General features: G+C 71.4%; 13 protein-coding genes. 8 read left to right on the top strand and 5 right to left on the bottom strand.

Annotated elements, in window-relative coordinates; all coding sequences use genetic code 11:
- Nucleotides 1-23: 23 nt before the first annotated feature.
- Nucleotides 24-1,514 carry a glycoside hydrolase family 127 protein gene (locus tag AMIS_RS11800; protein WP_014442503.1) on the bottom strand — a complete coding sequence of 497 codons (1,491 nt, stop codon included), beginning with the start codon at nt 1,512-1,514 and terminating at the stop codon, nt 24-26.
- A 286-nt stretch (nt 1,515-1,800) separates the two neighbouring features.
- Here AMIS_RS11800 and AMIS_RS11805 point away from each other — a divergent pair, with 286 nt between their 5' ends.
- From AMIS_RS11805 to AMIS_RS11815, 3 genes are all read left to right on the top strand, one after another.
- On the top strand, nt 1,801-7,251 hold the full coding sequence (locus AMIS_RS11805; protein ID WP_041829706.1) for an ATP-binding protein: 5,451 nt from the start codon (nt 1,801-1,803) through the stop codon (nt 7,249-7,251).
- Between the two features lie 117 nt (nt 7,252-7,368).
- Nucleotides 7,369-8,718: a hemolysin family protein gene (locus tag AMIS_RS11810; protein ID WP_014442505.1), complete on the top strand. Its 1,350-nt coding sequence runs from the start codon at nt 7,369-7,371 to the stop codon at nt 8,716-8,718.
- A complete protein-coding gene (locus AMIS_RS11815; RefSeq protein ID WP_014442506.1) occupies nt 8,715-9,788 on the top strand; it encodes a hemolysin family protein in 1,074 nt (357 codons plus the stop codon). The genes AMIS_RS11810 and AMIS_RS11815 overlap by 4 nt, the downstream gene beginning before the upstream one ends.
- Here the strand turns inward: AMIS_RS11815 and AMIS_RS11820 are convergent.
- Nucleotides 9,781-11,001, bottom strand: coding sequence for a glycosyltransferase family 39 protein (locus AMIS_RS11820; RefSeq protein ID WP_231859284.1), 1,221 nt, complete (start codon nt 10,999-11,001; stop codon nt 9,781-9,783). The genes AMIS_RS11815 and AMIS_RS11820 overlap by 8 nt on opposite strands.
- Before the next feature lie 348 nt (nt 11,002-11,349).
- Here AMIS_RS11820 and AMIS_RS11825 point away from each other — a divergent pair, with 348 nt between their 5' ends.
- The 3 genes from AMIS_RS11825 to AMIS_RS11835 all read left to right on the top strand — a co-directional run bounded on the left by AMIS_RS11825 (nt 11,350) and on the right by AMIS_RS11835 (nt 16,699).
- Nucleotides 11,350-14,439: a S8 family serine peptidase gene (locus tag AMIS_RS11825; protein WP_014442508.1), complete on the top strand. Its 3,090-nt coding sequence runs from the start codon at nt 11,350-11,352 to the stop codon at nt 14,437-14,439.
- Between the two features lie 128 nt (nt 14,440-14,567).
- Nucleotides 14,568-15,800, top strand: a complete 1,233-nt coding sequence (locus AMIS_RS11830) for an exo-beta-N-acetylmuramidase NamZ family protein (RefSeq protein WP_014442509.1) — start codon at nt 14,568-14,570, stop codon at nt 15,798-15,800.
- A 137-nt stretch (nt 15,801-15,937) separates the two neighbouring features.
- Entirely contained in the window at nt 15,938-16,699 is a 762-nt protein-coding gene (locus AMIS_RS11835; protein ID WP_014442510.1) for a GOLPH3/VPS74 family protein, read from the top strand.
- A gap of 357 nt (nt 16,700-17,056) precedes the next feature.
- On the opposite strand, the gene AMIS_RS11840 is transcribed toward AMIS_RS11835, so the two are convergent.
- The 3 genes from AMIS_RS11840 to gabT form a co-directional block, all read right to left on the bottom strand.
- Nucleotides 17,057-18,553: a cellulase family glycosylhydrolase gene (locus AMIS_RS11840; RefSeq protein WP_014442511.1), complete on the bottom strand. Its 1,497-nt coding sequence runs from the start codon at nt 18,551-18,553 to the stop codon at nt 17,057-17,059.
- A gap of 117 nt (nt 18,554-18,670) precedes the next feature.
- Nucleotides 18,671-20,041, bottom strand: a complete 1,371-nt coding sequence (locus AMIS_RS11845; RefSeq protein WP_014442512.1) for an NAD-dependent succinate-semialdehyde dehydrogenase — start codon at nt 20,039-20,041, stop codon at nt 18,671-18,673.
- Complete coding sequence (gene gabT / locus AMIS_RS11850; RefSeq protein ID WP_014442513.1) at nt 20,038-21,456, bottom strand: 4-aminobutyrate--2-oxoglutarate transaminase; 1,419 nt, start codon at nt 21,454-21,456, stop codon at nt 20,038-20,040. The genes AMIS_RS11845 and gabT overlap by 4 nt, the downstream gene beginning before the upstream one ends.
- A 75-nt stretch (nt 21,457-21,531) precedes the next feature.
- Between gabT and AMIS_RS11855 the strand changes: the two genes are divergently transcribed.
- Nucleotides 21,532-22,446: a LysR family transcriptional regulator gene (locus AMIS_RS11855; protein WP_014442514.1), complete on the top strand. Its 915-nt coding sequence runs from the start codon at nt 21,532-21,534 to the stop codon at nt 22,444-22,446.
- Nucleotides 22,447-22,506: 60 nt separating this feature from the next.
- The gene (locus tag AMIS_RS11860; protein WP_014442515.1) at nt 22,507-23,514 is read left to right on the top strand and encodes an aldose epimerase family protein; all 1,008 of its coding nucleotides are present in this window, start codon (nt 22,507-22,509) and stop codon (nt 23,512-23,514) included.
- The last annotated feature ends 5 nt before the right edge of the window (nt 23,515-23,519 follow it).

A 23,519-nucleotide genomic window follows, 5' to 3' on the forward strand; every position in this document is an offset into this window, starting at 1 on the left:
CGGACATGCTCCCGCTGGGGCTGTCAGAGGTGGCGCGGCGCCAATGGCAACCACACCCGCATGGGGCCGGGCCCCCGATTGGCCCACAGGTAGTACGGAATGGCCGTCGCCACCCCCGTGACCGCCGCCGCCGGGGCCGCCGCCCCCACCGGCAGGGTCCGGTACAGGGGCGCCTCCGCCACCGGCGGATGGAATCGGACCGGCGCCTGCAACGTGACCGGCGAGATGCCCCCGGTGTGGTACGCCACCGCCAGCGGCGCCGACGGATCCAGCTCCACGTCGTCCACGGTCGCGCCCGCGAGTTTCCCGGACACCGGCAGATCGGCCTGCTCCAGGCAGTAGACGAGGGGCCCGCGGACCAGCGCCGCCGCTCCCCGGGTGGCGTCGACGCGCGGGTGGGCGGCGACCCGGCGGGCCGGCATGGCGAGGGTCAGGGTGATCTGGTCGCCGGGGTGCCAGGTGCGGTGCAGCCGCAGGTAGCCTTTCTCGACCAGCCGGCGGGCCGGTGCGGGTGTCCCGTTGACGGTGAGGCGCAGGTCGGCGCACCAGGCGGGGGCGCGCAGGGCGAGCGTCCAGGGCTCACCCGACGACTCCGTGACGGTGACGGTGATCTGTTCGTCCCACGGGTACCGGGTGGAGACGTCGATCGCGCGGTCCGCCGAACGCAGCGCTCCCGACCCGTACAGATGTAGTTGGATCCCGGAATTGTCGCCGGTGGCGACGTGGCCGGGCAGCGAGGCCATCAGTGCGGAGACTGCGGAGGGGCAGCAGGCGCCGGGCTGTGGGGGTTGGCGGGTGAGGCCGGTGCGGGCCTGCAGCGGGTTGGCGGTGAAGAACGCGGTGCCGTCCGCGCTGACGCCCGCCGCGATGCCGTTGAGCAGCACGCGTTCCATCTCGTCGGCGTACCGGACGTCGCCGGTGGCGAGCAGGAGCCGCCATGCGAGCTGGAAACTGGCGACGGAGGCGCAGGTCTCCGCGTACGCCCGGTCGGGTGGCAGTTCGTAGGGGTCGCCGTAGGCCTGGTCGCGGTGCCGGGATCCCTGCCCGCCGGTGATGTAGGTGCGGGTGGTGAGGGCGGAGTCGTAGAGCCGTTCGGCCGCGGCGAGCAGCTCGTGATCGTGGGTCTCGACGGCGATGTCGACGGCGCCGGCGAGCAGGGCGAGCTGCCACACCACGTGACCGGCAACCTCGGTCGCCGAGCGCAGCGGCACGTGGTCCTGGTGGTGGGCGGGCCCGAACTCGGTTTCGCCGAGCGTTCCGTGGCCACGGCTCTCCACAAGCTGACAGGCCCTCTCCAGGTACGCCCGATCCCCCGTCTCCCGGAACAATCCGGTGAGCGCGGCTTCGACCCCGGGACGGTCCTCCCGTGGATGGGGGGCGGGGGCCGCGGACCCGGAGAAGAGGGCCTGCCAGTCACCCAGGAGTCCGCCGGTGTCGAGGCGCACCGTGTCGGCCGGGAGCGGCCGCAGCTTGCCCAGAGCGCGGGCAGTGGGGACGACGGGGCCGTGGATCATGCCGCGCTCACCTCGAGCTTCAGAAAATCCCGAAAACGATTTCGTTGACGCTATGAGCAGCTCCCTGCCTTGTCAATGGGGCGATGACACGACTGTCGATGAAACGTCTCGTGACTAATAGAGTCAGGACCGGAGGACAGTCGTTAGTTCAGTTGGCCGGGACACCTTCCCGCACCGCCCTACTGCTCAGTAGGCAAGTTTTTCGAGGGCTTCCCGGTGGGCACGGTTTACTACAGTCCGGACCGGTCGTCTGCGACCAGGCCTGGTAGAGAAAGGGTTCGATTCGGTGTTCCGTCGTATCGTGATCGTCAACCGGGGTGAGGCCGCCATGCGCCTCATCCACGCGGCCAGAGATGTGGCCGCGGAGACCGGGACTCCGATCGAAACCGTCGCGCTGTACACCGACGTCGACCGGCACGCCACCTTCGTGCGTGAGGCCGACGTCGCCTACGACCTGGGGCCCGCCGCCGCCCGGCCGTACCTCGATCTGAAGGTGCTGGAGCGCGCGCTCGTCGAGACCGGCGCGGACGCCGCCTGGGTCGGCTGGGGCTTCGTGGCCGAGGACCCGGCCTTCGCCGAGCTGTGCGAGCGGGTCGGCGTGACGTTCATCGGTCCCAGCCCGGAGGCGATGCGCAAGCTCGGCGACAAGATCGGCTCCAAGCTGATCGCCGAGGAGGTCGGCGTCCCGGTGGCGCCGTGGAGCCGCGGCGAGGTCGCCACCCTGGAGGCGGCGAAGGAGGCCGCCGAGCGGATCGGGTACCCGCTGATGCTGAAGGCGACCGCTGGTGGCGGCGGCCGTGGCATCCGCGTGGTGCGCAGCGCCGACGAGCTGACCGACGTCTACGAGCGGACCAGCCAGGAGGCGGCCCGCGCGTTCGGCAGCGGCGTCGTGTTCCTGGAGCGCCTGGTCACCGGCGCCCGGCACGTCGAGGTCCAGGTGATCGCGGACGGTCAGGGCACCGCGTGGGCGCTCGGTGTGCGCGACTGCTCGGTGCAGCGGCGCAACCAGAAGGTCATCGAGGAGTCGTCGTCGCCGGTGCTCAAGCCGGAGCGGGCCGCCGAGCTGAAGGCGTCCGCCGAGCGGCTCGCCGTCGCGGTCGGCTACCGCGGCGCGGCGACCGTGGAGTTCCTCTACCACCCCGGCGACGACCTGCTCGCCTTCCTGGAGGTCAACACCCGGCTCCAGGTGGAACACCCGATCACCGAGGCGACCACCGGGTTCGACCTGGTCAAGGCGCAGCTGTGGGTCGCGTCCGGCAACCGGCTGCAGGGTGAGCCGCCGGTCGAGCGCGGGCACGCCATCGAGGCCCGGCTGAACGCCGAGGACCCGGACCGCGACTTCGCCCCGGCCCCCGGCCGGATCGCGCGCCTCGACCTGCCGGCCGGCCCGGGCATCCGGGTGGACACCGGCGTGAGCGAGGGCGACACCATCGCCGCCGACTTCGACTCGATGATTGCCAAGATCATCGCGTACGGGCGGGACCGTGACGAGGCCCTCGGCCGTCTCCGCCGCGCCATGACCGAGACGATGGTCGTGATCGAGGGCGGCGCCACCAACAAGAGCTTCGTGCTCGACCTGCTGCACCAGCCCGAGGTGATCGACGCGAGCGCCGACACCGGCTGGATCGACCGGGTCCGCGGCGAGGGCCGGCTGGTCTCCAACCGGCACTCCGCGGTCGCGCTGACCGCCGCCGCCATCGAGGTCTATCAGGAGGAGGAGCAGGCCGAGCAGCAGCGGCTGCTCTCCACCGCGTTCGGCGGCCGCCCGCAGGTGCAGCACGAGAGCGGCCGTCCGCTCGACCTCAAGCTGCGCGGCGCCACGTACCGGGTGCGGGTGGCCCGGGTCGGCCCGCAGCGGTTCCGGGTCGGCATCGAGTCCGGCGCCGAGTCGCGGGTCGCGGACGTCCAGCTGGACCGGTTCGACCGGCACACCGGGCAGATCCGGGTCAACGGCGTGCGGTACCGGCTGCTCACCGGCACCCACAAGTCCACGCACGTGGTCGAGGTCGACGGCGTCACGCACCGGATCAGCCGGGACGAGGGCGGCGTGCTGCGCTCCCCGATGCCGGCGCTGGTCGTGGCCACCCCGCTCGAGGTCGGCGACGAGGTGGAGGCGGGCGCCCCGGTGCTCGTCCTGGAAGCCATGAAGATGGAGGCGGTGCTCCGCGCGCCGTTCAAGGCCCGTCTCAAGGAGCTCGTCGTCTCGGTCGGCAGCAAGGTCGACGCGGGCGCGCCGCTGCTGCGCCTGGAGCCGATCGCCGGCGAGGAGGCCGAGGTCGCCGAAATCGTCGAGGCCGCCGAGCTGGACCTGCCCGCCGAGCCCGACGAGGTCTCCGCCCGCGAGCGGGCCGCCCGGGGCCAGCGTGACCTGCGCAGCCTGCTGCTCGGCTTCGACGTGGACCCGCACGACAACCGGCGGGTGCTCGACGAGTACCTCGCCGCGCGCACGGCTGCCGCCGCGAGCGGCGCCCGGCCGCTGGCCGAGGAGATCGAGCTGCTGGAGACATTCGCCGACCTCGCCGAGCTGAGCCGCAACCGGCCGGCCGGTGACGAGAGCGGCGGCGACTCCCTGGTGCACAGCCCGCGGGAGTACTTCCACACGTACCTGCAGAGCCTGGACGTGGAACGAGCCGGCCTGCCGGAGACGTTCAAGGCGCGGCTCGGCAAGGTGTTCGGCCACTACGGCGTCACCGAGCTGGACCGCACGCCGCAGCTGGAGGCGGCGGTGTTCCGGATCTTCCTGGCCCAGCAGCGGGCGGCCGGCGACGCGGCAGTGGTCGCCGCGCTGCTGCGCAACTGGCTGCAGGAGCCGCCGCCGGACGACGTGTCGCACGAGCCGGCCGGCCTCGCCCTGGAGCGGGTCATCTCGGCGACCCAGATCCGCTTCCCGGTCCTCGCCGACCTGGCCCGCGGCGTGGTGTTCGCCTGGTTCGGCCAGCCGCTGCTGCGCCGCAACCGGGCCCTGGTCTACGCCGGGATCCGCAAGCACCTGCGTCACCTGGACACCACTCCGGACGCGCCGGACCGCGCCGAGCGGATCGCCGCGATGGTCCGCAGCACCGAGCCGCTGATGCGGCTGCTCGGCCAGCGGCTGGCCCGCCCCGAGCTGGACAACGCGGTCATGCTCGAGGTGCTGACCCGCCGGTACTACGGCAACAAGGGCCTGACCGGCGTCACCAGCCGGGCGATCGCCGGCTGCTCGTTCGTCGTGGCCGAGCGCACCGACCTGCGGGTGGCCTCGACCGCGGTGGCCCACGAGCGGCTGAGCGGCGCGCTCGCCGGTCTCGCCGAGCTGGCCCGGGGCGGCGCGGTGGACGCCGACATCTACCTGAGCTGGGACGACCAGCCGGCGGACGTCGACGAGATGGCGACCGCGCTGCACAGCGCGGTCAGCGCGACGATGCTGCCGGAGCAGGTGCGCCGCGTGACGATCGCGGTGGCCGGCCGGCACGGCGCCACCGGGCACCACCACTTCACGTTCCGGCCGTCGGCGACCGGGATGGAGGAGGAGCGGCTGATCCGCGGGCTGCACCCGTACATCGCGCACCGGCTCCAGCTGGAGCGGTTCTCCAAGTTCGACCTGACCCGGCTGCCCTCGGTGGACGAGGAGGTGCACCTCTTCCAGGCCGTGGCCCGGGAGAACCCGGCCGACCAGCGGCTGGTCGCGCTCGCCCAGGTCCGTGACCTCACCGAGTTCCGCGACCACGAGGGCCGCCTGGTCGCGCTGCCGACCGCGGAGGACGTGGTGGCCAGCTGCCTCGACTCGATCCGGCGGGCGCAGTCGCGGCGTCCGGCGAAGGCGGCGTTCAAGGGCAACCAGCTGGTCGTCTACGTGTGGCCGGCGATCGAGCTGACCGTCGCCGAGCTCACGATGATCGCTCAGCGGGTGGCGCCCACCGCGGTCGGCGCGGGCATGCAGGAGATCCTCTTCATCGGACGGCAGCGGGTCGACGGCGCGCTGCAGAAGATCGCCCTGCGGATCGCGTTCGGCCCGACCGGCCGTCCGGAGTTCTCGGTCGGCGAGCCGCCGGTCGAGCCGCTCGAGCCGCTCGACGACTACCAGCAGAAGGTGCAGCGGGCGGCGGCGCGGAACACCGTCTACCCGTACGAGCTGACCGGGATGCTCGGCCAGTTCGTCGAGCACGACCTGGACGAGAACTCGGCGCTGGTCCCGGTGGACCGGCCGAAGGGCCGTAACTCCGCTGCCATCGTCGCCGGTGTGGTGACCACGCCGACCCTGCGCCACCAGGAGGGCGTCACCCGGGTGCTGCTGCTCGGCGACCCCACCAAGGCGCTCGGGTCGCTGAGCGAGCCGGAGTGCCGCCGGGTGATCGCCGCGCTCGACCTGGCGTCGACGATGAACGTGCCGCTGGAGTGGTACGCGCTCTCCTCGGGCGCCCGGATCGCGATGGACACCGGCACCGAGAACATGGACTGGGTGGCCGCCGCGCTGCGCCGGATCGTCGAGTTCACCCAGGCCGGCGGTGAGATCAACATCGTGGTGGCCGGCATCAACGTGGGTGCCCAGCCGTACTGGAACGCCGAGGCCACGATGCTCATGCACACCAAGGGCATCCTGGTGATGACGCCGGAGTCGGCGATGGTGCTCACCGGCAAGCAGTCGCTGGACTTCTCCGGTGGCGTCTCCGCCGAGGACAACTTCGGCATCGGCGGGTACGACCGGGTGATGGGCCCGAACGGTCAGGCGCAGTACTGGGCGCCCGACCTGGTCGCGGCCGCCGGCGTGCTGATGTCGCACTACGACCACACCTACATCGCACCGGGGGAGAGCGGGCCGCGCCGGGTCGCCACCACCGACCCGGTCGACCGGGACGTGCGGGACTTCCCGCACACCCTGGCCGGCAGCGACTTCACCACGGTCGGCGACATCTTCTCGGCCACGGCCAACCCCGACCGCAAGAAGCCCTTCGACATCCGTACGGTCATGCGCGCCCTCGCCGACCAGGACCACCCGGTCCTGGAGCGGTGGGCCGGGATGGCCGACGCGGAGACGGCGGTCGTCCAGGACGTGCACCTCGGTGGCATCCCGGTGTGCCTGCTCGGCATCGAGTCGCGTTCGGTGACCCGGCGGGGCTTCCCGCCCACCGACGGCCCGGACACGTACACGGCCGGGACGCTGTTCCCGCGCTCGTCGAAGAAGGCGGCCCGGGCGATCAACGCGGCGTCCGGCAACCGGCCGCTGGTGGTCCTCGCCAACCTCTCCGGCTTCGACGGCTCCCCGGAGTCGATGCGCAAGCTGCAGCTGGAGTACGGCGCGGAGATCGGCCGGGCGATCGTCAACTTCCGCGGCCCGATCGTCTTCTGCGTGATCTCCCGCTACCACGGCGGCGCGTTCGTGGTCTTCTCGAAGGCCCTGAACGAGAACATGACGGTGCTCGCGGTGAACGGCTCGTTCGCCTCGGTGCTGGGCGGCGCCCCGGCCGCGGCCGTGGTGTTCGCCGGCGACGTGAACGCGCGGACCGCCGCCGATCCCCGGGTGCGTGACCTGGAGGCGCGGGCCGCGGCGGTCTCCGGCACCGAGCGCAGCACCCTGCTCGCCGAGCTGGACGGGCTGCGGACCTCGGTGCGGGCGGAGAAGCTCAACGAGGTGGCCGCCGAGTTCGACCGGGTGCACAGCATCCAGCGGGCGGTCGAGGTCGGCTCGGTGGACGCGGTGATCGAGGCAGCCGAGCTGCGGCCCCGCATCATCGAGGCCATCGAGTCCGGTCTGAACTGATCATGGCTGGGAGCGGCGTCACACTCGCGGCGTCGCTCCCAGCGAACCCTCAGCGAGCGTTGGTAATTTCCGTTTTGTGAGTGAAGAAGGCTGTAGTACGAGGCCGGGGATGACCCGGTGCTGATTTTTCTCGGTGTTCTGACGATTGTGCTGCTCACCGCGGCAACCGGCTATTTCGTGGCGCAGGAGTTCGCCTACGTGGCCGTGGACCGGGAGCGGCTGCGGGCGATGGCCGACGACGGGGACGCCGCCGCCGAGCGGGCCCTGCGGGTCACCCAGCGTCTCTCGTTCGTCCTCTCCGGCTCCCAGGTCGGTATCACCGTCACCGCGCTGCTCGCCGGTTACGTGGCCGAGCCGTTCCTCGGTGAGGGCACGGCCGAGCTGCTCGGCGCCACGGGCGTCCCGGAGTCGGTGAGCACCAGCATCTCGATGGTGTTCGCGCTGCTCTTCGCGACAGTGGTGCAGATGGTGCTCGGCGAGCTGGCCCCGAAGAACCTGGCGATCGCCAAACCGGAGACCCTGGCCCGGGCGCTGTCGAGGTCCACGCTGATCTACCTGACCGTGGTCGGCCCGCTGATCCGGGTCTTCGACGCCACCGCGAACCGGCTGTTGCGCGCGGTCGGCATCGAGCCGATCGAGGAGCTGCCGCAGGGCGCCACCTCGGAGGACCTGGACCGGATCATCGCGACCGCCGGCAGCCAGGGCACGCTCGACCCGCGGGCCGCCCAGTTGCTCGACCACGGGCTGGACTTCCGGACCCGGACCGCGGCGGAGGCGATGCGTCCGCGCGTGGACGTCACCACGATCCACGCCTCCGAGCCCGCCTCGCGGGTGGTGGAGCTGCTGGACACCGGGCACTCCCGGTTCCCGGTGATCGGTGACGACGTCGACGACGTGATCGGCGTGGTCGCCATCGCGGACGTGGTCACCCTGGAGCCGTCGGCCCGGGCCACCACCCCGGTCCGCGACCTGGCCACCGAGCCGATCGCGCTGCCCGAGTCGTCCCGGCTGCCGGTCGTCCTGGACCGGCTCAAGTCGGCGCACCGGCAGATGGCGATCGTCGTCGACGAGTACGGCGGCTTCGCCGGGATCATCACCCTGGAGGACGTCGCCGAGGAGCTGGTCGGCGAGATCCACGACGAGGACGACCTGCCGGAACCCATCATCGAACGCGACGGTGACGGCTCCTGGACGGTCCCGGGCCGCGCCCGGGTCGACGAGATCGCCGAGGCCACGGGTGTCCGGCTGCCCACCGACGACCAGTACGACACGGTGTCCGGCCTGATCCTGGCCCGCCTCGGCCACCTGCCGTCGGCGCTGGAGCAGATCGACGTCGAGCTGCCCGCGCTGGTCGACGAGGACGGCAACCCGCAACCGCAGGGCGTGGCCCGGCTGACCGTTCTCGCGGTGCGCCGGCACGTCCCCGACCGGATCAGCCTGAGCGTCCGGGAAGAGGTGTCCGCATGAGCACGACCTGGGCACTGATCGTCTCCTTCCTGCTGCTCGCGTTCAACGGCTTCTTCGTGGCCGCCGAGTTCGCCCTGGTCGCCGCGAAACGGCACCGGCTGGAACAGGCGGCCGGCGAGGGTTCCCGCGGCGCCCGGGTGGCGCTGGCCGGCACCCGGAGCCTGTCGATGATGCTGGCCGGCGCCCAGCTCGGCATCACCCTGTGCACGCTGGGCCTCGGCGCGCTCGCCAAGCCGACCGTCGCCCACCTGCTCGAACCGGTCCTCACCACGGTCGGGCTGCCGGAGGGCGTGGCGTACGGCATCGCGTTCGTCCTGGCCGTCGCCCTGGTCGGCTTCCTGCACGTGGTGATCGGCGAGATGGCCCCGAAATCGTGGGCGATCAGCCACCCGGAGAGCTCGGCGCAGCTGCTGGCGATCCCGTTCGTCGGGTTCACCACGGTCCTGCGCCCGGTGCTGGCCGGTCTGAACGGGCTGGCGAACGCGTGTCTGCGCCTGGTCAAGGTGACCCCGCAGGACGAGCTGGCCCAGGTGCACAACCCGGAACAGCTGCGGATGCTGCTGGAGACCTCGAAGGAGCACGGCACGATCGCGGACGCCGAGCACGAGTTGCTCACCGCGATGCTGGCGGTGCAGTCCACCGAGCTGCGCCAGGTGATGGTGCCGACCGGCCGGATCGTGTCGGTCGATGCCGGCGCCGACGCCCGGGCGATCGAGCTGCGCAGCATCGAGAGCGGCCGGTCCCGGCTCGCGGTGACCGACGGGTCCGGTGCGATCGTCGGCGTGGTGCACGTCCGGGAGGCCGCGAAGGCGACCAGTTCCGGCAGCCCGGCCACGGCGGGATCGCTGATGTCCACACCGCTGTCGCTGCCCGCGGAGACCAGTGTGGTCAACGCGATCGCGACGATGCGCCAGCGCCGCAGCCAGCTCGCGCTGGTCACCGAACCCGCCGGGGTGACCGGCCTGGTCACCCTGGAGGACCTGCTGGAGCAGGTGATCGGCCAGTTCGACGACGAGACCGACCCGGTGATCGACGCCGCCCGGCGGGCGGGCAGAACCGCCGTCAAATAGCCTGACCGGAGATGAACGGCAGCCACCCGGCGTACCAGCCGGAGAGCACTGCCAGCGACCCGAGCAGCATCACCATGTTCCGGGTCGATGTCCTCGCCAGCGCCACGGCCGGCACCAGCAGCACCGTGAAAGCGGGCAGCAGGTGCCGGCCCATCATCGAGATGTGCGCGTGCGAGCCGGCCGCCAGCACCAGGGTGGCGAGCGCGTAGACGCTGAGCACCCACGGCACCCGGTTCGCGAAGAGCATCGCGAGCAGGATCAGGAAGCCGAAGAGGATCAGCACGTTGAGGACCCGGATCGGTTTGCCGGCGTCCTCGCTGTTGCCGAGCATCACGTCCCAGACCACCTTCGACGTCGACGTGCCGTAGTCCCACCACGCGCCGAACGTGTTCTCGTGGATGTCGAAGTACCTGTCGACGCCACCGAGGCGGTGACTCGCGTAGCCCACGTAGCCGAGCAGGCCGGCCGGGGCGAGCAGCATCGCCGCGTACGGCCGCCAGCCACCGCGCCGCCGGATCGCCGCGATCAGCGCGGCCAGGCCGACGACGCCGATCAGCGCGGCGGCGGTGGGCCGGCTCAGGCCGCTGAGGCCGGCCAGTGCCCCGGCGAGCACCCAGCGCTCGGTGAGCACCGCCCACAGCGCCCAGGCGGCGAGCGCGGTGAAGAGCGACTCGCTGAACGCGCCGTTCTGGGTCATCGCGGCGGGGGCGACCGCCCACGCGGCGGCCAGCATGATCCCGACCCGGTGATCGTGGACGTGCCGGCCGATCAGGTAGAGCCCCCAGGCTGCCGCGATCGCCGAGATCAGCGAGATGACCATGCAGGCGGCGACCGGGGAGACGAACGGCAGCTGGGCGAGCGGCCGGGCGAGCCACGGGTAGAGCGGGAAGAACATCAGCCGGTGCTCGTAGGGCACGCCGCTGGCATCGACCGCGCCGAGCGGGCCGCCGATGCCCTGCCCGGCGATCATCGTGTACCACCGGGCGTCCCAGGAGACGAGCGCGTCCAGCGACGACGTGTAGCCGCGCCACTGGTTGGTCGACCCGTCCGGATAGACCTGCTTGGTGGGGTCCTGCGCGTAGCTGTAGCGCGCCAGCACCGACATGACCTCGAGGCTGATCAGGCGCAGGAAGATGTAGATGCCGATGGCCGGGATCGCGTCCCGGACCGCTGCGCGCCACCGGGGCTCGCCGCGGACCTCGGCCGTAGTCACGTCTGTAATGGTCATGCGCCCTTCTCCGCGGCGTGCGCCGATCTGCCCCGCGGCGAGACTAGACGATTGCGCCGGGCGGGGAGGGCCGCACCGGTGCGACGTCGACGAAGATGATTGCATCCATCTGCAATTGTCGATCCCGAGCCGGGGTGGTCCCGGCACGGGAGGCAAAGCATGCATCGAAGAGTGCCCGCCTTACTGACAAGTTCCCTCCTCGCGCTCGGCCTGTTCGCAGCGCCGGCGTCAGCCGCGGCCCAACCCCAATCCCAACCCCAATCCCAATCCCAACGGCCCACCCCATCGGGTACGGCCGAAGCAGTCACCCTGATCACCGGCGACCGCGTCACCGTGAACGGCACGACCGCCACGGTCGACGCCGGACCCGGCCGGGAGCGGATCACGTTCGCGAGCTGGACCTCCGACGGCCACCGTTACGTGATCCCGTCCGACGCGCAGAGCCTGCTCCGGGAGGGCCGCCTCGACAGTCGGCTCTTCGACGTCACCGAGCTGGCCGCGGTGGTGAAGGACGACCAGCTTCCGCTGCTCGTCTCGTACCCCGATGCCGGCGCGTCGCGCGCCCGCTCCGCGCTTTCCGCGGGGGAGGCGCGGGTCACCCGCGACCTGTCGGCGCTGGACACCCTGGCGGTCCGGGCCGACCTGGCCGGGCGCGCGAGCGTCTGGTCGTCGCTGACCACCGGCCCGGAGACCGCCCGCACGCTGCAGCCGGGCGTGCGGAAGGTGTGGCTGGACGGCCGCCGCAAGCTGAACCTGGACCGCAGCGTCCCGCAGATCGGCGCGCCCGCCGCCTACCAGGCCGGGTACGACGGCACCGGGGTGACCGTGGCGGTGCTGGACTCCGGCATCGACCAGTCCCACCCGGACTTCGCCGGGCAGATCGCCGCGGCCGAGAACTTCACCACGGCGCCCAGCGTGGACGACGAGGTCGGCCACGGCACCCACGTCGCCTCGACGATCGCCGGCACCGGCGCCGCGTCCGGCGGCAAGTACCGGGGTGTCGCGCCCGGCGCCAAGCTCGCCATCGGCAAGGTGTGCGAGCAGGAGTGGTGCGAGGACTCGGCGATCCTGGCCGGCATGGTCTGGGCGGCCGAGCGCGCCCCGGTCGTCAACATCAGCCTCGGTGGCACGGACACGCCGGAGATCGACCCGCTGGAGCAGGCGGTCAACGACCTGACCGCCCAGCACGACACGCTGTTCGTGATCGCGGCGGGCAACGCGTTCGACCGGGGCACGATCGGCTCGCCGTCGTCCGCGGACGCGGCGCTGACGGTCGGCGCGGTGGACCGGGAGGACCAGATCGCCGACTTCTCCAGCAAGGGCCCGCGGGTCGGCGACGGCGCGCTCAAGCCGGACGTGACCGCGCCGGGCGTCGACATCGTGGCGGCCAAGGCGGCGAACGGGGTGATCGGTGACCCGGTCGGTGACGCGTACACCACGCTCTCCGGCACGTCGATGGCCACGCCGCACGTCGCCGGAGCGGCCGCGCTGCTGGTCCAGCAGCACCCGGACTGGTCGTCGCGGCTGCGCAAGAACACGCTGATCGGCTCGGCCAAGCCGACCGAGGGCGTGAACGCGTTCGACCAGGGCGCCGGTCGCATCGATGTGTCCCGGCAGATCACCCAGACGGTCACGGTCGACGAGGGCAGCGTCAGCTTCGGCATCCAGGCCTGGCCGCACGACGACGATCAGCCGATCACCCGTACCGTCACTTATCGTAATGTCGGCAGCGCAGCTGTCGATCTTTCACTGTCGGTCTCGGGCGCGCCCTTCACGGTGGCGGCGGACCGCCTCACGGTGCCGGCCGGTGGCACCGCGTCCACCACCGTCACCGCCGGCACCGGCCAAAACCTTCCCGATGGCGAGCTGGGCGGTCTTCTCACCGCCACTTCCACTTCGGGGGTACGGGTGACGACCGCGCTCGGTGTCATCAAGGAGGTCGAGAGTTACAACCTCACGGTGCGTGTCATCGGCCGTGACGGGCAGCCCGCCGAGGACAGCGTCGTCGTGCTCGCCGGACTCGACAAGCCCGGCTTCACCGAGGTTCCGACCTCGAGTGTGGCGCGCGTCCCGAAGGGCCGGTACGGCCTCTTCTCCTGGATCTACCAGGGCGAGGAGACCACCACCATGATCACCGAGGCGGAGCTGACCGTCGACCGTGACCGCACGCTGACGATCGACGCCCGCACCGCGAAGGCGGTCCGGGTGACCCCGCCGCAGCGCGACGCCGGCACCCTGCTGGCCGCCGTGAACGCGGAGTGGATCACCGACCTGGCAAGCTACGGCGCGAGCCTGGTCGGCGAGGACTTCAGCACGATGTACGCGGGCCCGCTGTCCCGGGTGTCGAAGCCGTTCTTCGTCGCCTCGGCCAACGGCTCGTTCGCGCGGCTCGACGCCGAGGGCAGCTCCCTGAACAGCCCGTACACGACCGACCTGGCGTACTTCAAGCAGGGCCGGATGTTCGACGGGTTGCGCAAGGCGCCCAAGGTCTCCGAACTGGCGACCATCACGTCGTCCTACGGCGTCGAGGCGACCGGGGTCCAGGGCATCAAGGCGAACCTGGCCCGCTACTCCGAGGAGAGCGGCACGTGGGCGGCGTTCGCGCCGTTCACCCTGCCGTTCCGCCGCACCGAGTACGTCAACCCGGACGCCGGCTGGAGCGGTGAGTTCCACCAGCAGCGCCCGGGCAGCGACGGCTTCCCGGAGTGGATCGACGAGGCGACCAGCGGCATCCAGAAGTACCGGGCCGGTCGCACCTACCATCAGCAGTGGAACCGGGCGGTGTTCGGCCCGAACGTCACCCAGCCGCCGTTCGACGCGCTCTGGGCGAGCCGGCAGGGCGATGTGGTGATCGCCTACGTGCCGCTGTTCGGTGACGGCGCCGGGCACCCCGGCCTCTCCTACCTGGCCGAGGAGAAGGTGAAGCTGTACCGCAACGGCGCCCTGGTCGGCGAGGGCAACGAGTTCGAGGTCCCGGCCGGCCGGGCCGGTTACCGGCTGGAGGCGACGGCCACCCGCGGCGCGCCGCACCGGCTGTCGACCGAGGTCCGCGGCGAGTGGACGTTCACGTCCGGTCACGTCGCGGGCGAGGAGTTCCGGCGGCTGCCGCTGCACACGGTGCGGTTCGCGCCGCCGCTGAACGCGGCGAACACGGCGCCGGCCGGCCGCACCTTCGACATCCCGGTCCAGGTCGAGCACCAGCCGGGCGTCACGGTCGGCACGGTGCGGTCGGTGACCGTGGACGTGTCCTACGACGACGGGCGGACCTGGAAGAAGGCCGCGCTGCGCGGGACGGGTGACAAGCGGGTCGCCACGGTCCGGCATCCCGCGGGCAAGGGCTTCGTCTCGCTGCGGACCTCCGCCGCGGACTCGGCCGGCAACACGGTGAAGCAGACGGTGATCCGGGCCTACGCGCTGGGCTGATCCGTCCGCAAGGGCCCCCTTCCGATCCGGTATCGGGAGGGGGCCTTTCCGTGGGATCGGGGGCGGTTCCCGCCGGACTCCGGTATGGCTTGCGGTGACCCGTACCCTCGGAAATCGCCGGAGGCGGCATGCGACGCCGGACCCTGATCGCGGCAGCAGGGGTGGCCGTTCTTCATCCCCGGCCCGCCTCTGCTCACGTCGCGGTGCGCACCGGCCTGGAAATCGCCGCATCGGACAACTGGGACGTGTTGCGCGATGGCCCGCTCGGTGTCGTCGCCAACCTCACGGCCGTCGACCGGGAGTACCGTCATCTGGTCGACCTGCTGCACGCGGCCGGGCTGCCGATCGGCGGGATCTTCGGGCCGGAGCACGGTTTCCGCGGCTCACAGCGGGTCGGCGGCAGCTCCGGGGTGGACGCCCGGACCGGCCTGCGGGTGTACGACGCCCACCGCGCCACCCACGACCAATGGGTCGCGATGTTCACCGAGGCAGGCGTCCGAACCGTGGTCTTCGACATCCAGGACGTCGGCGCGCGGTTCTACACCTACATCTGGACGCTGCACGACTCGATGGCCGCCGCGGCGACGTTGAAATTACGGTACGTGGTGCTGGACCGTCCGAATCCGATCGGCGGGCGCGCGTTCGGGCCGATGCTCAAACCCGGCTTCACCTCCGGCGTCGGGTTGAAGGAGATCGTCCAGCAGCACGGGATGACCGTCGGTGAGCTGGCCCGCTACTACAACAGCGAGTTCCTGCCGGCCCCGGTCCGGCTGGAGGTGGTCCCGTGCGAGGGCTGGCACGGCGGCCTGTTCGCCGCCGACACCGGTGTGCCGTGGGTGATGCCCAGTCCGAACATGCCCACCCCGGACACGGCCGCGGTCTACCCCGGGACGTGCCTGTTCGAGGGCGTCACGTCGATCTCCGAGGGGCGGGGCACGACCCGGCCGTTCGAGCTGTGCGGCAGCCCCGACCTCGATCATCGCTGGCGGGACCGGGTGGCGGAGCACGAGCTGCCCGGGGTGGCGCTGCGGGAGGCGTACTTCGTGCCGGTGACCGGGAAGTTCGCCGACCGGCTCTGCGGCGGTGTCGAACTGCACGTGACAGACCGGGCGGCGTTCGACCCGATCCGTACGGCCGTGGCCATGCTCGTCGAAGCGCGCAAGCTGCCCGGGTTCGCCTGGCGGGACGACAACCCCGGCCGGCCGCCCTTCGCCGACCTGCTGTTCGGCTCCGACCGCCCGCGCACGATGATCGACGCGGGCGCCTCGGTAGAGTCCATCGTCGGCTCGTGGCAGGACGAGCTGGCCGATTTTGATCGTTGGCGGCAGCCGTATCTGGGGTACCCGCGCTCCCTGGCTTGACCTCGTGTCCGGGGGTATCCGCGCTCCCTGGCTTGACCTCGTGTCCGGGGTGTCCGCGCTCCTTGGCTTAACCTCGTGGCAACCCTACGCGGATAGCGTCGGCGCTCTCCGCAGCTGACTACCTAAGGGCTGAGCTCATGACCTCGCCGCAGCAGCTCCCTCCCGCCGACGACTTCTACCTGGCCGCCCATGACGGGATCGGCGGGCGGGCGCTGCTGTCGCCGCCGGTCCTGGGGGTGGGGCTGGCCGCCACGCTGCTCGGCGAGTTGCTGTTCTGGCGCCGCCTCCAGCTGGTCCCGTCGCCGGCAGCCGGCTCCTTGACGGGCGCATCGTTGCCGGGCGGGTTTTCGGCGGGCGGCTCTGGGCCGGGCGGGTTTTCGGCGGGCGCATCGTTGTCGGGCGGCTCTGGGCCGGCGGCGGCCGGCTTTCTGCTGCGGGTGATCGACTCGCAGCCGACAGGCGACCCGGCCAGCTCGGCGGTGCTGCGGCGTCTGGTGGAGACGCCCGGTCCGCACGAGGTGCGGCAGTGGATCCGGGACCTCTCCGCCGGCTTCGCCACCGACGTGGTCGAACATCGCCTGACCATCACCGGCGTGCTCAGACGCGAGACGAAACGGCGGCTGCTCACCTCGAACACGTCCCTGGTCTTCACCGACCCGCGCACCCCCGGCGAGCCGGCCGGCCGGATCCGCACCAAACTGTCCTACAACGAGCCGCTCGACACCGCCGACCTGATGGTGGCCGGCCTCTTCCTCGCGACAGGCCTCGACCAGCTGCTCTTCGACACGCTGAACCCGCGCGACCGGGCCCGCCTGTCCGACCAGTTCCGGCGAAGCCTCCCGCAGCCGCTGCACCATCTGGTCTCCGCAGCCCGCGAGGCCGCGCTGGTCACCACCTGACACCAGCCCCACGACGGAGGCCAGCCGGCCCGCCCACCCGAAGCCGACCGCGCTGGGCCCGCCCGCCCGGCCCGTCCGCCCGGTCCGCCCGCCCGAAGCCGGCCGACGCGCCCGGCCAGTCCAGCACCGATCATGCGCGCCCGACGGCTCGGCCCGCCCAGCCGTAGCCCAGCCATGTGATCAAGCCCGGATAGGCGTGCTCAGCTACGGCCCGGACCCGCCGGCCGTAGCTGAGGCATGTGATCAAGCCCGGATAGGCGTGCTCAGGCACGGCTCGGACCGGCCGGCCGTAGCTGAGGCATGTGATCAAGCGCCGGTAGCCGCCACCGGCTACGGCTCGGACCCGCCGGGCCGCGCTCAGGACATGGCTACGTCGTCGAACCAGACCGTGCCCGAATTGTCCCCGGACTTCAGGTGCAGCTGGCCGCCCGCGGCGCCCTCCGGGGCCACCGCCTCGATCACCAGCTTCGTCCACGTCGTGTTGCCCGTGGGGAGGCGGTTCGAGACGCTCTGGCTCAGCCACTTGCCGTTGGCGTCAAACCAGCTCAGCGACATCTCCGTCGTACCCGTGGCGTTGATGCCCCGGGCATACGACTCCGCGCGCCACCGATATCCCGGCTGCACCGGCGTGATCGGCGCGGTGACCAGCGACGGAAGGCCGGCCGTGGTGCGCGTGGTGCCGGAGAACTTCGCCGAGTAGCGGCCGGTGCGCGGCATGTCGGTGGTGATCACGGCGACGCCGGCGGCGGGCTGGTTCTGCCGCCACGGCGAGTTGTTCGCGGTCGCCTCGAAGCTCAGGTTCAGGTAGCTGTTCGGCATGGTGCCGGTGGTCCACGCGGTGCGGACCACGTCGGCGGCTAGCTTGGCGGTGCCGTCGGCGCGGTAGAGACCGAACTTGTACTGGGCCGGCATCGTGGAAACGTTGGAGTGGCTGGGGATGGCGTTGTCGGAGAAGTCGTTGAGCGTCCACGGCGCGACCGAGCCGACGCCGGCCTCCTTGGCGGCGCGGAACACCCGGGCGAAGTACGCGGCCTGCTCACCCTCGGTGCCGGTGGCGCTGCTGGACCCGGTCTCGCCGATCACCACGGGGGAGGGCGCGACGGCGGCCTGCGCCTTACGGATCTCGGCGAGGGACCGTTCCGAGTTCCCGTAGAAGTGGAAGTCGTAGTAGTCGAGCGGCGTCGTGACCAGCGCCGACTTGATCTTCGCCATGCCGGCCGCGCCGGTGCCGGCGTCGACGGAGAGGGTGAGCGGCATGGTCGGCGCGGCCGCGCGGATCCCCGGGATCACCTGGCGGACCCAGGCGACGGCGGCGGTGTCGTCCGGCTGGAACTCGTTCTTCAGCTCGACGGCGATGACCTGCGGGTCGTCGGCGTACGGCGCGATCACCGTCTTGGCCCAGGTGACGCTGTTCGCGGCGTCGGTGTACCCGGCCCACCAGTCGAACAGGGTGAGCTTCACGGTGAGGCCGTGCGCGCCGGCGACGCTGATGAACTTGCGCAGCCGCTCGGTGTAGGTGGCGGACGGCGTCGGGTAGCCGAACGTGTTCGGGAAGACGATCACCCGGACGTTGTCGGCGCCGAGCTCGGCGGCGCGCGCCATGTCCTTGTCGATCGTGGTGGCGTCGAAGTTCGTCCACATCGCCGACCAGCCCGCGTCCGACGGGTAGTAGTTGATGCTCTTCGCGACCTTCACGGCGGCCATCCGGCTGGCCAGCGTAGGCACGGCGGTGACCGTGACCGGCGTGGTGTCAGCGCCGTCCACGGCCGCCGCCGGCGCCGATGCCGCCAGGGACATCGTGCCGAGGGTGAGGGAGGAAGCCAGAATGGTGGCGCAGAGCCGAGCGCTGGTCATCAAATTCCGGGCCTTCCTGTAAGCAGACTTTTCTGGGGAATGCTCCTTTCTTCGGCGGCGGACCGGCCGTCATCAGGACTCTGTTGATGTCTTTGTGGTTGCGGTCGGGTAGCGCGCTCAGCCGGGCCACTCAACGCTGAGGTACTGGGTCTCCTGGAACTCGCGGAGCCCATCGCGGGCACCCTCCCGCCCCAGCCCACTCTGCTTCACCCCGCCGAACGGCGCCGACGGATCGGAGACCAGACCCCGGTTGATGCCCACCATGCCGGCGTCGATCGCCTCGCCGATCCGGATCGCACGCCGCAGGTCACCGGAGAAGACGTAGGCGGCCAGCCCGTACTCGGTCGCGTTGATCTCGTCGAGCAGCGCCGCCTCATCGGTCCACGTGGTGATCGGCGCGACCGGCCCGAAGATCTCCTCCGGCACGGCGGGCGCGTCGACAAGCACCGTCGGCGGATAGAAGTGCCCGGCCGCGTCCGGGACCTGCGCACGGTGGGTGATCCGGGCGCCGGCCGCAATCAATTCATCGACGGTACGGGAGACTCTGCGCACCGCGTTGTCGCTGATCAGTGGCCCGATCGCCGACCCGTCACGGGCCGGGCCGACGCTCAGCTTCTCGACCGCCGCACCGAACCGGGCCACGAACTCCTCGGCGACGTCGGCGTGCACGAAGAACCGGTTGGCCGCCGTGCAGGCCTGCCCGCCGTTGCGGAACTTGGCGATCATCGCGCCGGCCACGGCGGCGTCCAGGTCGGCGTCCTCGGTGACCACGAACGGCGCGTTGCCGCCGAGCTCCATCGACGAGTTGACCACCCGATCGGCGGCGTGCCGCAGCAGCACCCGGCCGACCGCGGTGCTGCCGGTGAACGAAATCTTGCGAACCCGCGCGTCGTCCAGCCACGCGCCGACCACACCCGCCGCGTCGGTGGTGGTGACCACGGTGATCACGCCGTCCGGCAGGCCGGCCTCGGTGAGAAGCCGAGCGATCGCGAGCGCGGTCAGCGGGGTCTCGGCGGCCGGTTTCACCACAGCGGTGCAGCCGGCCGCGAGCGCCGGGCCGATCTTGCGGGTGATCATCGCGGCAGGGAAGTTCCAGGGCGTGACCAGGGCGGCGACGCCCACCGGGCGGTGACCGACGAGGGTACGGGCGCCGCCCGCCGGAGCTTCGCCGTAGTCGCCGCCGGGCCGGACCGCCTCCTCGGCAAACCAGCGGAAGAACTCGGCCGCGTACGTGACCTCGCCGGCCGCGTCGGTGAGCGACTTACCGTTCTCGGTGGCGATCAGCCGGGCCAGCTCCTCGCGGTTGTGCAGCATCAGCTCGAACGCCCCGTGCAGGATCTCGGAGCGGCGGCGCGGTGCGGTCCGCGACCATGCGGGGAACGCGGAGTGGGCGGCGTCCACGGCCGCGCGGGCCTCGGCGATGCCCTGATCCGGAACGGACGCGATGACGTCCAGAGTTGCCGGGTCGACGACGTCGAACGTGCTCATCGGGTGGCCTCCGGGGCGGTGGCTTCGAGGGCGGTGGCTTTCGGGGCAGTTGCTTCGAGGGCGGTGGCTTTCAGGGCGTCGGCTTGCTGGGCGGCCGCTTTCGGGGCGGTGGCGTTCAGGGCGTCGGCGAGAACGTCGAACGCGTCGTTCAGCAGCTCGTCGGTGATGGTCAGCGGGGGCAGGAAACGCAGCACGTTGCCGTAGGTGCCGCAGGTCAGCACGATGACACCGTGCCGGTGGGCGTAACGGGCCACGTCGCGGGCGAGGCGCGGATCGGGTTCGGTGCTGCCCTCACGGACGAGCTCCACCGCGATCATGGCGCCGCGACCCCGTACCCCTGCCAATCGAAGGTCTTGGACCGCCAAGCGTGACAGGCGCTCCTTGATCAGGGTTTCGATCTCGGTCGCCCGGGCGCCGAGCCCGTCCTCCTCGATGGTCTCGATCGCGGCCAGCGCGGCGGCGCAGGCGATCGGGTTGCCGCCGTAGGTGCCGCCCAGACCACCCTCGTGCGCGGCGTTCATGATCTCGGCCCGGCCGGTCACCGCGGAGAGCGGCAGGCCACCGGCGATGCCCTTCGCGGTCACGATCAGATCGGGTACGACGTTCTCGTGCTCACAGGCGAACAGGTCACCGGTCCGCGCGAAGCCGGTCTGCACCTCGTCGGCGACGAACACCACGCCGCTGGCCCGGCACCACGCCGCCAGGGCGGGCAGGAAGCCCGGTGCCGGCTCGATGAACCCTCCCTCGCCCTGGATCGGCTCGATCACGAGCGCCGCCAGGTTCTCCGCGCCGATCTGCTTCTCGATCTGGTCGACGGCACGCGCGGCGGCGGCCGCACCGTCCAGATTGCCGTCCCGGTACGGGTACGAGCCCGGCGCCCGGTAGACCTCCGGCGCGAACGGGCCGAACGTGTGCTTGTACGGCTTGTTCTTCGCCGTCATCGCGAGCGTCAGGTTGGTGCGGCCGTGGTAGGCGTGATCGAACACCACGACCGCGTCCCGCCGGGTGTACGCCCGAGCGATCTTGACGGCGTTCTCCACGGCCTCGGCGCCCGAGTTGAACAGCGCGGTCCGCTTGTCGTGGTCGCCGGGGGTGAGCTGGTTGAGCTTCTCCGCGACCCTGACGTATCCGTCGTAGGGCGTGACCATGAAGCAGGTGTGCGTGAACGCCTCGACCTGCTCGGTGACGGCCCGCACGACGCGCGGATTGCTGGCGCCGACGGTGGTGACCGCGATGCCCGAGCCGAGGTCGATGAGCTGGTTGCCGTCGACGTCGACGACGATGCCGCCACCGGCCTTCGCGGCGAAGACCGGCATCGTGGTGCCGACACCGTCGGCGACGGCCGAGGTCTTGCGTTCCATGAGCGCCCGGGAGCGAGGACCGGGCAGTTCGGTGACGAGGCGCCGTTTGTTCACGCCTGAAGTCTCGGTTCCCTGACCTATGCTCGTCCAACACTCGATGAGCAGAATATTCATGCCTCGGAGGCATAGGTGGAGCTGCGGCACCTGCGGTATTTCGTGGCCATCGCCGAGGCCGGCACGGTCAGTGGCGCGGCCACCCGCCTGCACGTCACCCAGCCGTCCCTGTCCCGGCAGTTGCGTCAACTCGAACGCGAACTCGGCGTCGAACTGTTCGACCTGGTCGGCCGCCGCTTCACGCTGTCGCCCGCAGGGCGCACCCTGCTGCCGCTGGCCCGCGACGTGCTCGGCCGGGCGGACGCGGTGCGCGCCGCCGCCGCGTTCCACCGCAACGGCCGGCTCGAACGGCTCACCATCGGAGCGCCCGCCGTCACGCTGACCGACGTGGTGGCGCCGTTCATCGCCACCCTGGCCGCAGAAGACCCGACCACCGACGTGCTCGGCGCCGACGGCCTCTCCGCCGCCGAGACCCTGCGACTCGGCGCGGACCTGGCGATCGGCACGGCCCGCGGCGCTGATCCCTACCGGTCGCAGCCGCTCGCGGTGCTGCCGGTCTGGGCCTACGTCCCGGTCGGCCATCGCTGGCAGGACCGCGAGGAGGTGACGCTCGCCGAGTTGATCGCCGAGCCGCTGATCGTGCTGCCGCCGGCGTCCACGGCCCGGCAGGCCCTGGAGCACGCGGTCGCCTCGATCGGTGCCGGCCTGAACACCGGTTCCGACGTGGGTGGTGGCTCGCGCTCGGTGACCGAGGCCGCCAACGGGACCGTCGCGCAGGCGCTTGCCGCAGCCGGCCGGGGCGTCGCGGTGGTGACCGATGACCCGCGGTTCGGCCTGGTCCCACTGGCGGTGGACCTGGGCGGCCGCCGGCTCAGCATCCGGCTGGTGGTGGTCTGGGACTCCCGGCACGCGGCAGCCGCCACGGTGGAGGAGTTCGCGGCTCGCCTCGGTCGCTTCGTCCGGGACCGCTACAACGCCCCAGCGGACTGACCGCTGCCGATAGCACCGGCAGGCTGACCGCTGACCGCCGCACCGGTAAGATCCGTCGGCATGTCGGCCGACCAGTATGAATTGACCAACGCGAATGGCATGCGCGTTCGGATCCTCGGTTATGGCGGGATCGTCCAGTCGATCGAGGTCCCGGATCGGGACGGGACGATCGCCAACGTCGCGCTGGGATTCGACGATCCACAGGGCTATCGCGATCACCCGGGACCATACTTCGGCGCGATCATCGGGCGGTTCGGGAACCGGATCGCCTCGGGCACCTTCGATCTCGACGGCTCCACGTGGAAGGTGCCGGTGAACGACGGGCCGAACAGCCTCCACGGCGGGTTGTCCGGTTTCGACAAGAAGACCTGGACCTGCCGGTCCGTGGAGAACGGCCTGGAACTGACCCACGTCAGCCCGGACGGCGACGAGGGGTTCCCGGGAGAACTGTCGGTGACGGTCACCTACACCCTCGCCGGCGACAACGCTCTGCGCATCGATTACGCGGCGGTGACCGACGCGCCGACCGTGGTCAACCTGACCAACCACAGCTACTTCAACCTGGCCGGCGTGGGCTCCGGAGACGTTTACGGCCACCTCATGCAGATCCACGCCGACGGGTTCCTGCCGGTCGGCCCCGGCCTGATCCCCGCTGGAACCGTCGCGCCTGTCGAGGGGACCGCGATGGACTTCCGTGAGCCGGTCGCCATCGGGGCCCGGATCCGTGCCGCCGAGGAGCAGTTGCTGCTCGCCGGAGGGTACGACCACAACTGGGTGCTGCGCGGTTCCGAGGACGGCCTGCGGGAGGTGGCCCGGGTCGTCGAGCCGGTCGGCGGGCGGACGCTGACCGTGCTGACCACCGAGCCGGGCATGCAGTTCTACTCCGGCAACTTCCTGGACGGCTCGTTCGCCGGGGCGGGCGGCCGCGCGTACCGCCAGGGCGACGGATTCGCGCTGGAGACCCAGCACTTCCCGGACTCGCCGAATCAGCCTTCCTTCCCCTCCACCGTGCTGCGGCCGGGGGAGGAGTACCGGTCGACGACTGTCTACCAGTTCGGCATCGACTAACTCGG

It is taken from the genome of Actinoplanes missouriensis 431 (assembly GCF_000284295.1).
Lineage (GTDB): Bacteria > Actinomycetota > Actinomycetes > Mycobacteriales > Micromonosporaceae > Actinoplanes > Actinoplanes missouriensis.

Excerpts from the sequence above, each read along its gene's own strand:
- AMIS_RS11800 (WP_014442503.1), bottom strand. The coding sequence starts at position 1,514 with ATGATCCACGGCCCCGTCGTCCCCACTGCCCGCGCTCTGGGCAAGCTG.
- AMIS_RS11815 (WP_014442506.1), top strand. The coding sequence starts at position 8,715 with ATGAGCACGACCTGGGCACTGATCGTCTCCTTCCTGCTGCTCGCGTTC.
- AMIS_RS11830 (WP_014442509.1), top strand. The coding sequence starts at position 14,568 with ATGCGACGCCGGACCCTGATCGCGGCAGCAGGGGTGGCCGTTCTTCAT.
- AMIS_RS11835 (WP_014442510.1), top strand. The coding sequence starts at position 15,938 with ATGACCTCGCCGCAGCAGCTCCCTCCCGCCGACGACTTCTACCTGGCC.
- AMIS_RS11840 (WP_014442511.1), bottom strand. The coding sequence starts at position 18,553 with ATGACCAGCGCTCGGCTCTGCGCCACCATTCTGGCTTCCTCCCTCACC.
- AMIS_RS11845 (WP_014442512.1), bottom strand. The coding sequence starts at position 20,041 with ATGAGCACGTTCGACGTCGTCGACCCGGCAACTCTGGACGTCATCGCG.
- AMIS_RS11860 (WP_014442515.1), top strand. The coding sequence starts at position 22,507 with ATGTCGGCCGACCAGTATGAATTGACCAACGCGAATGGCATGCGCGTT.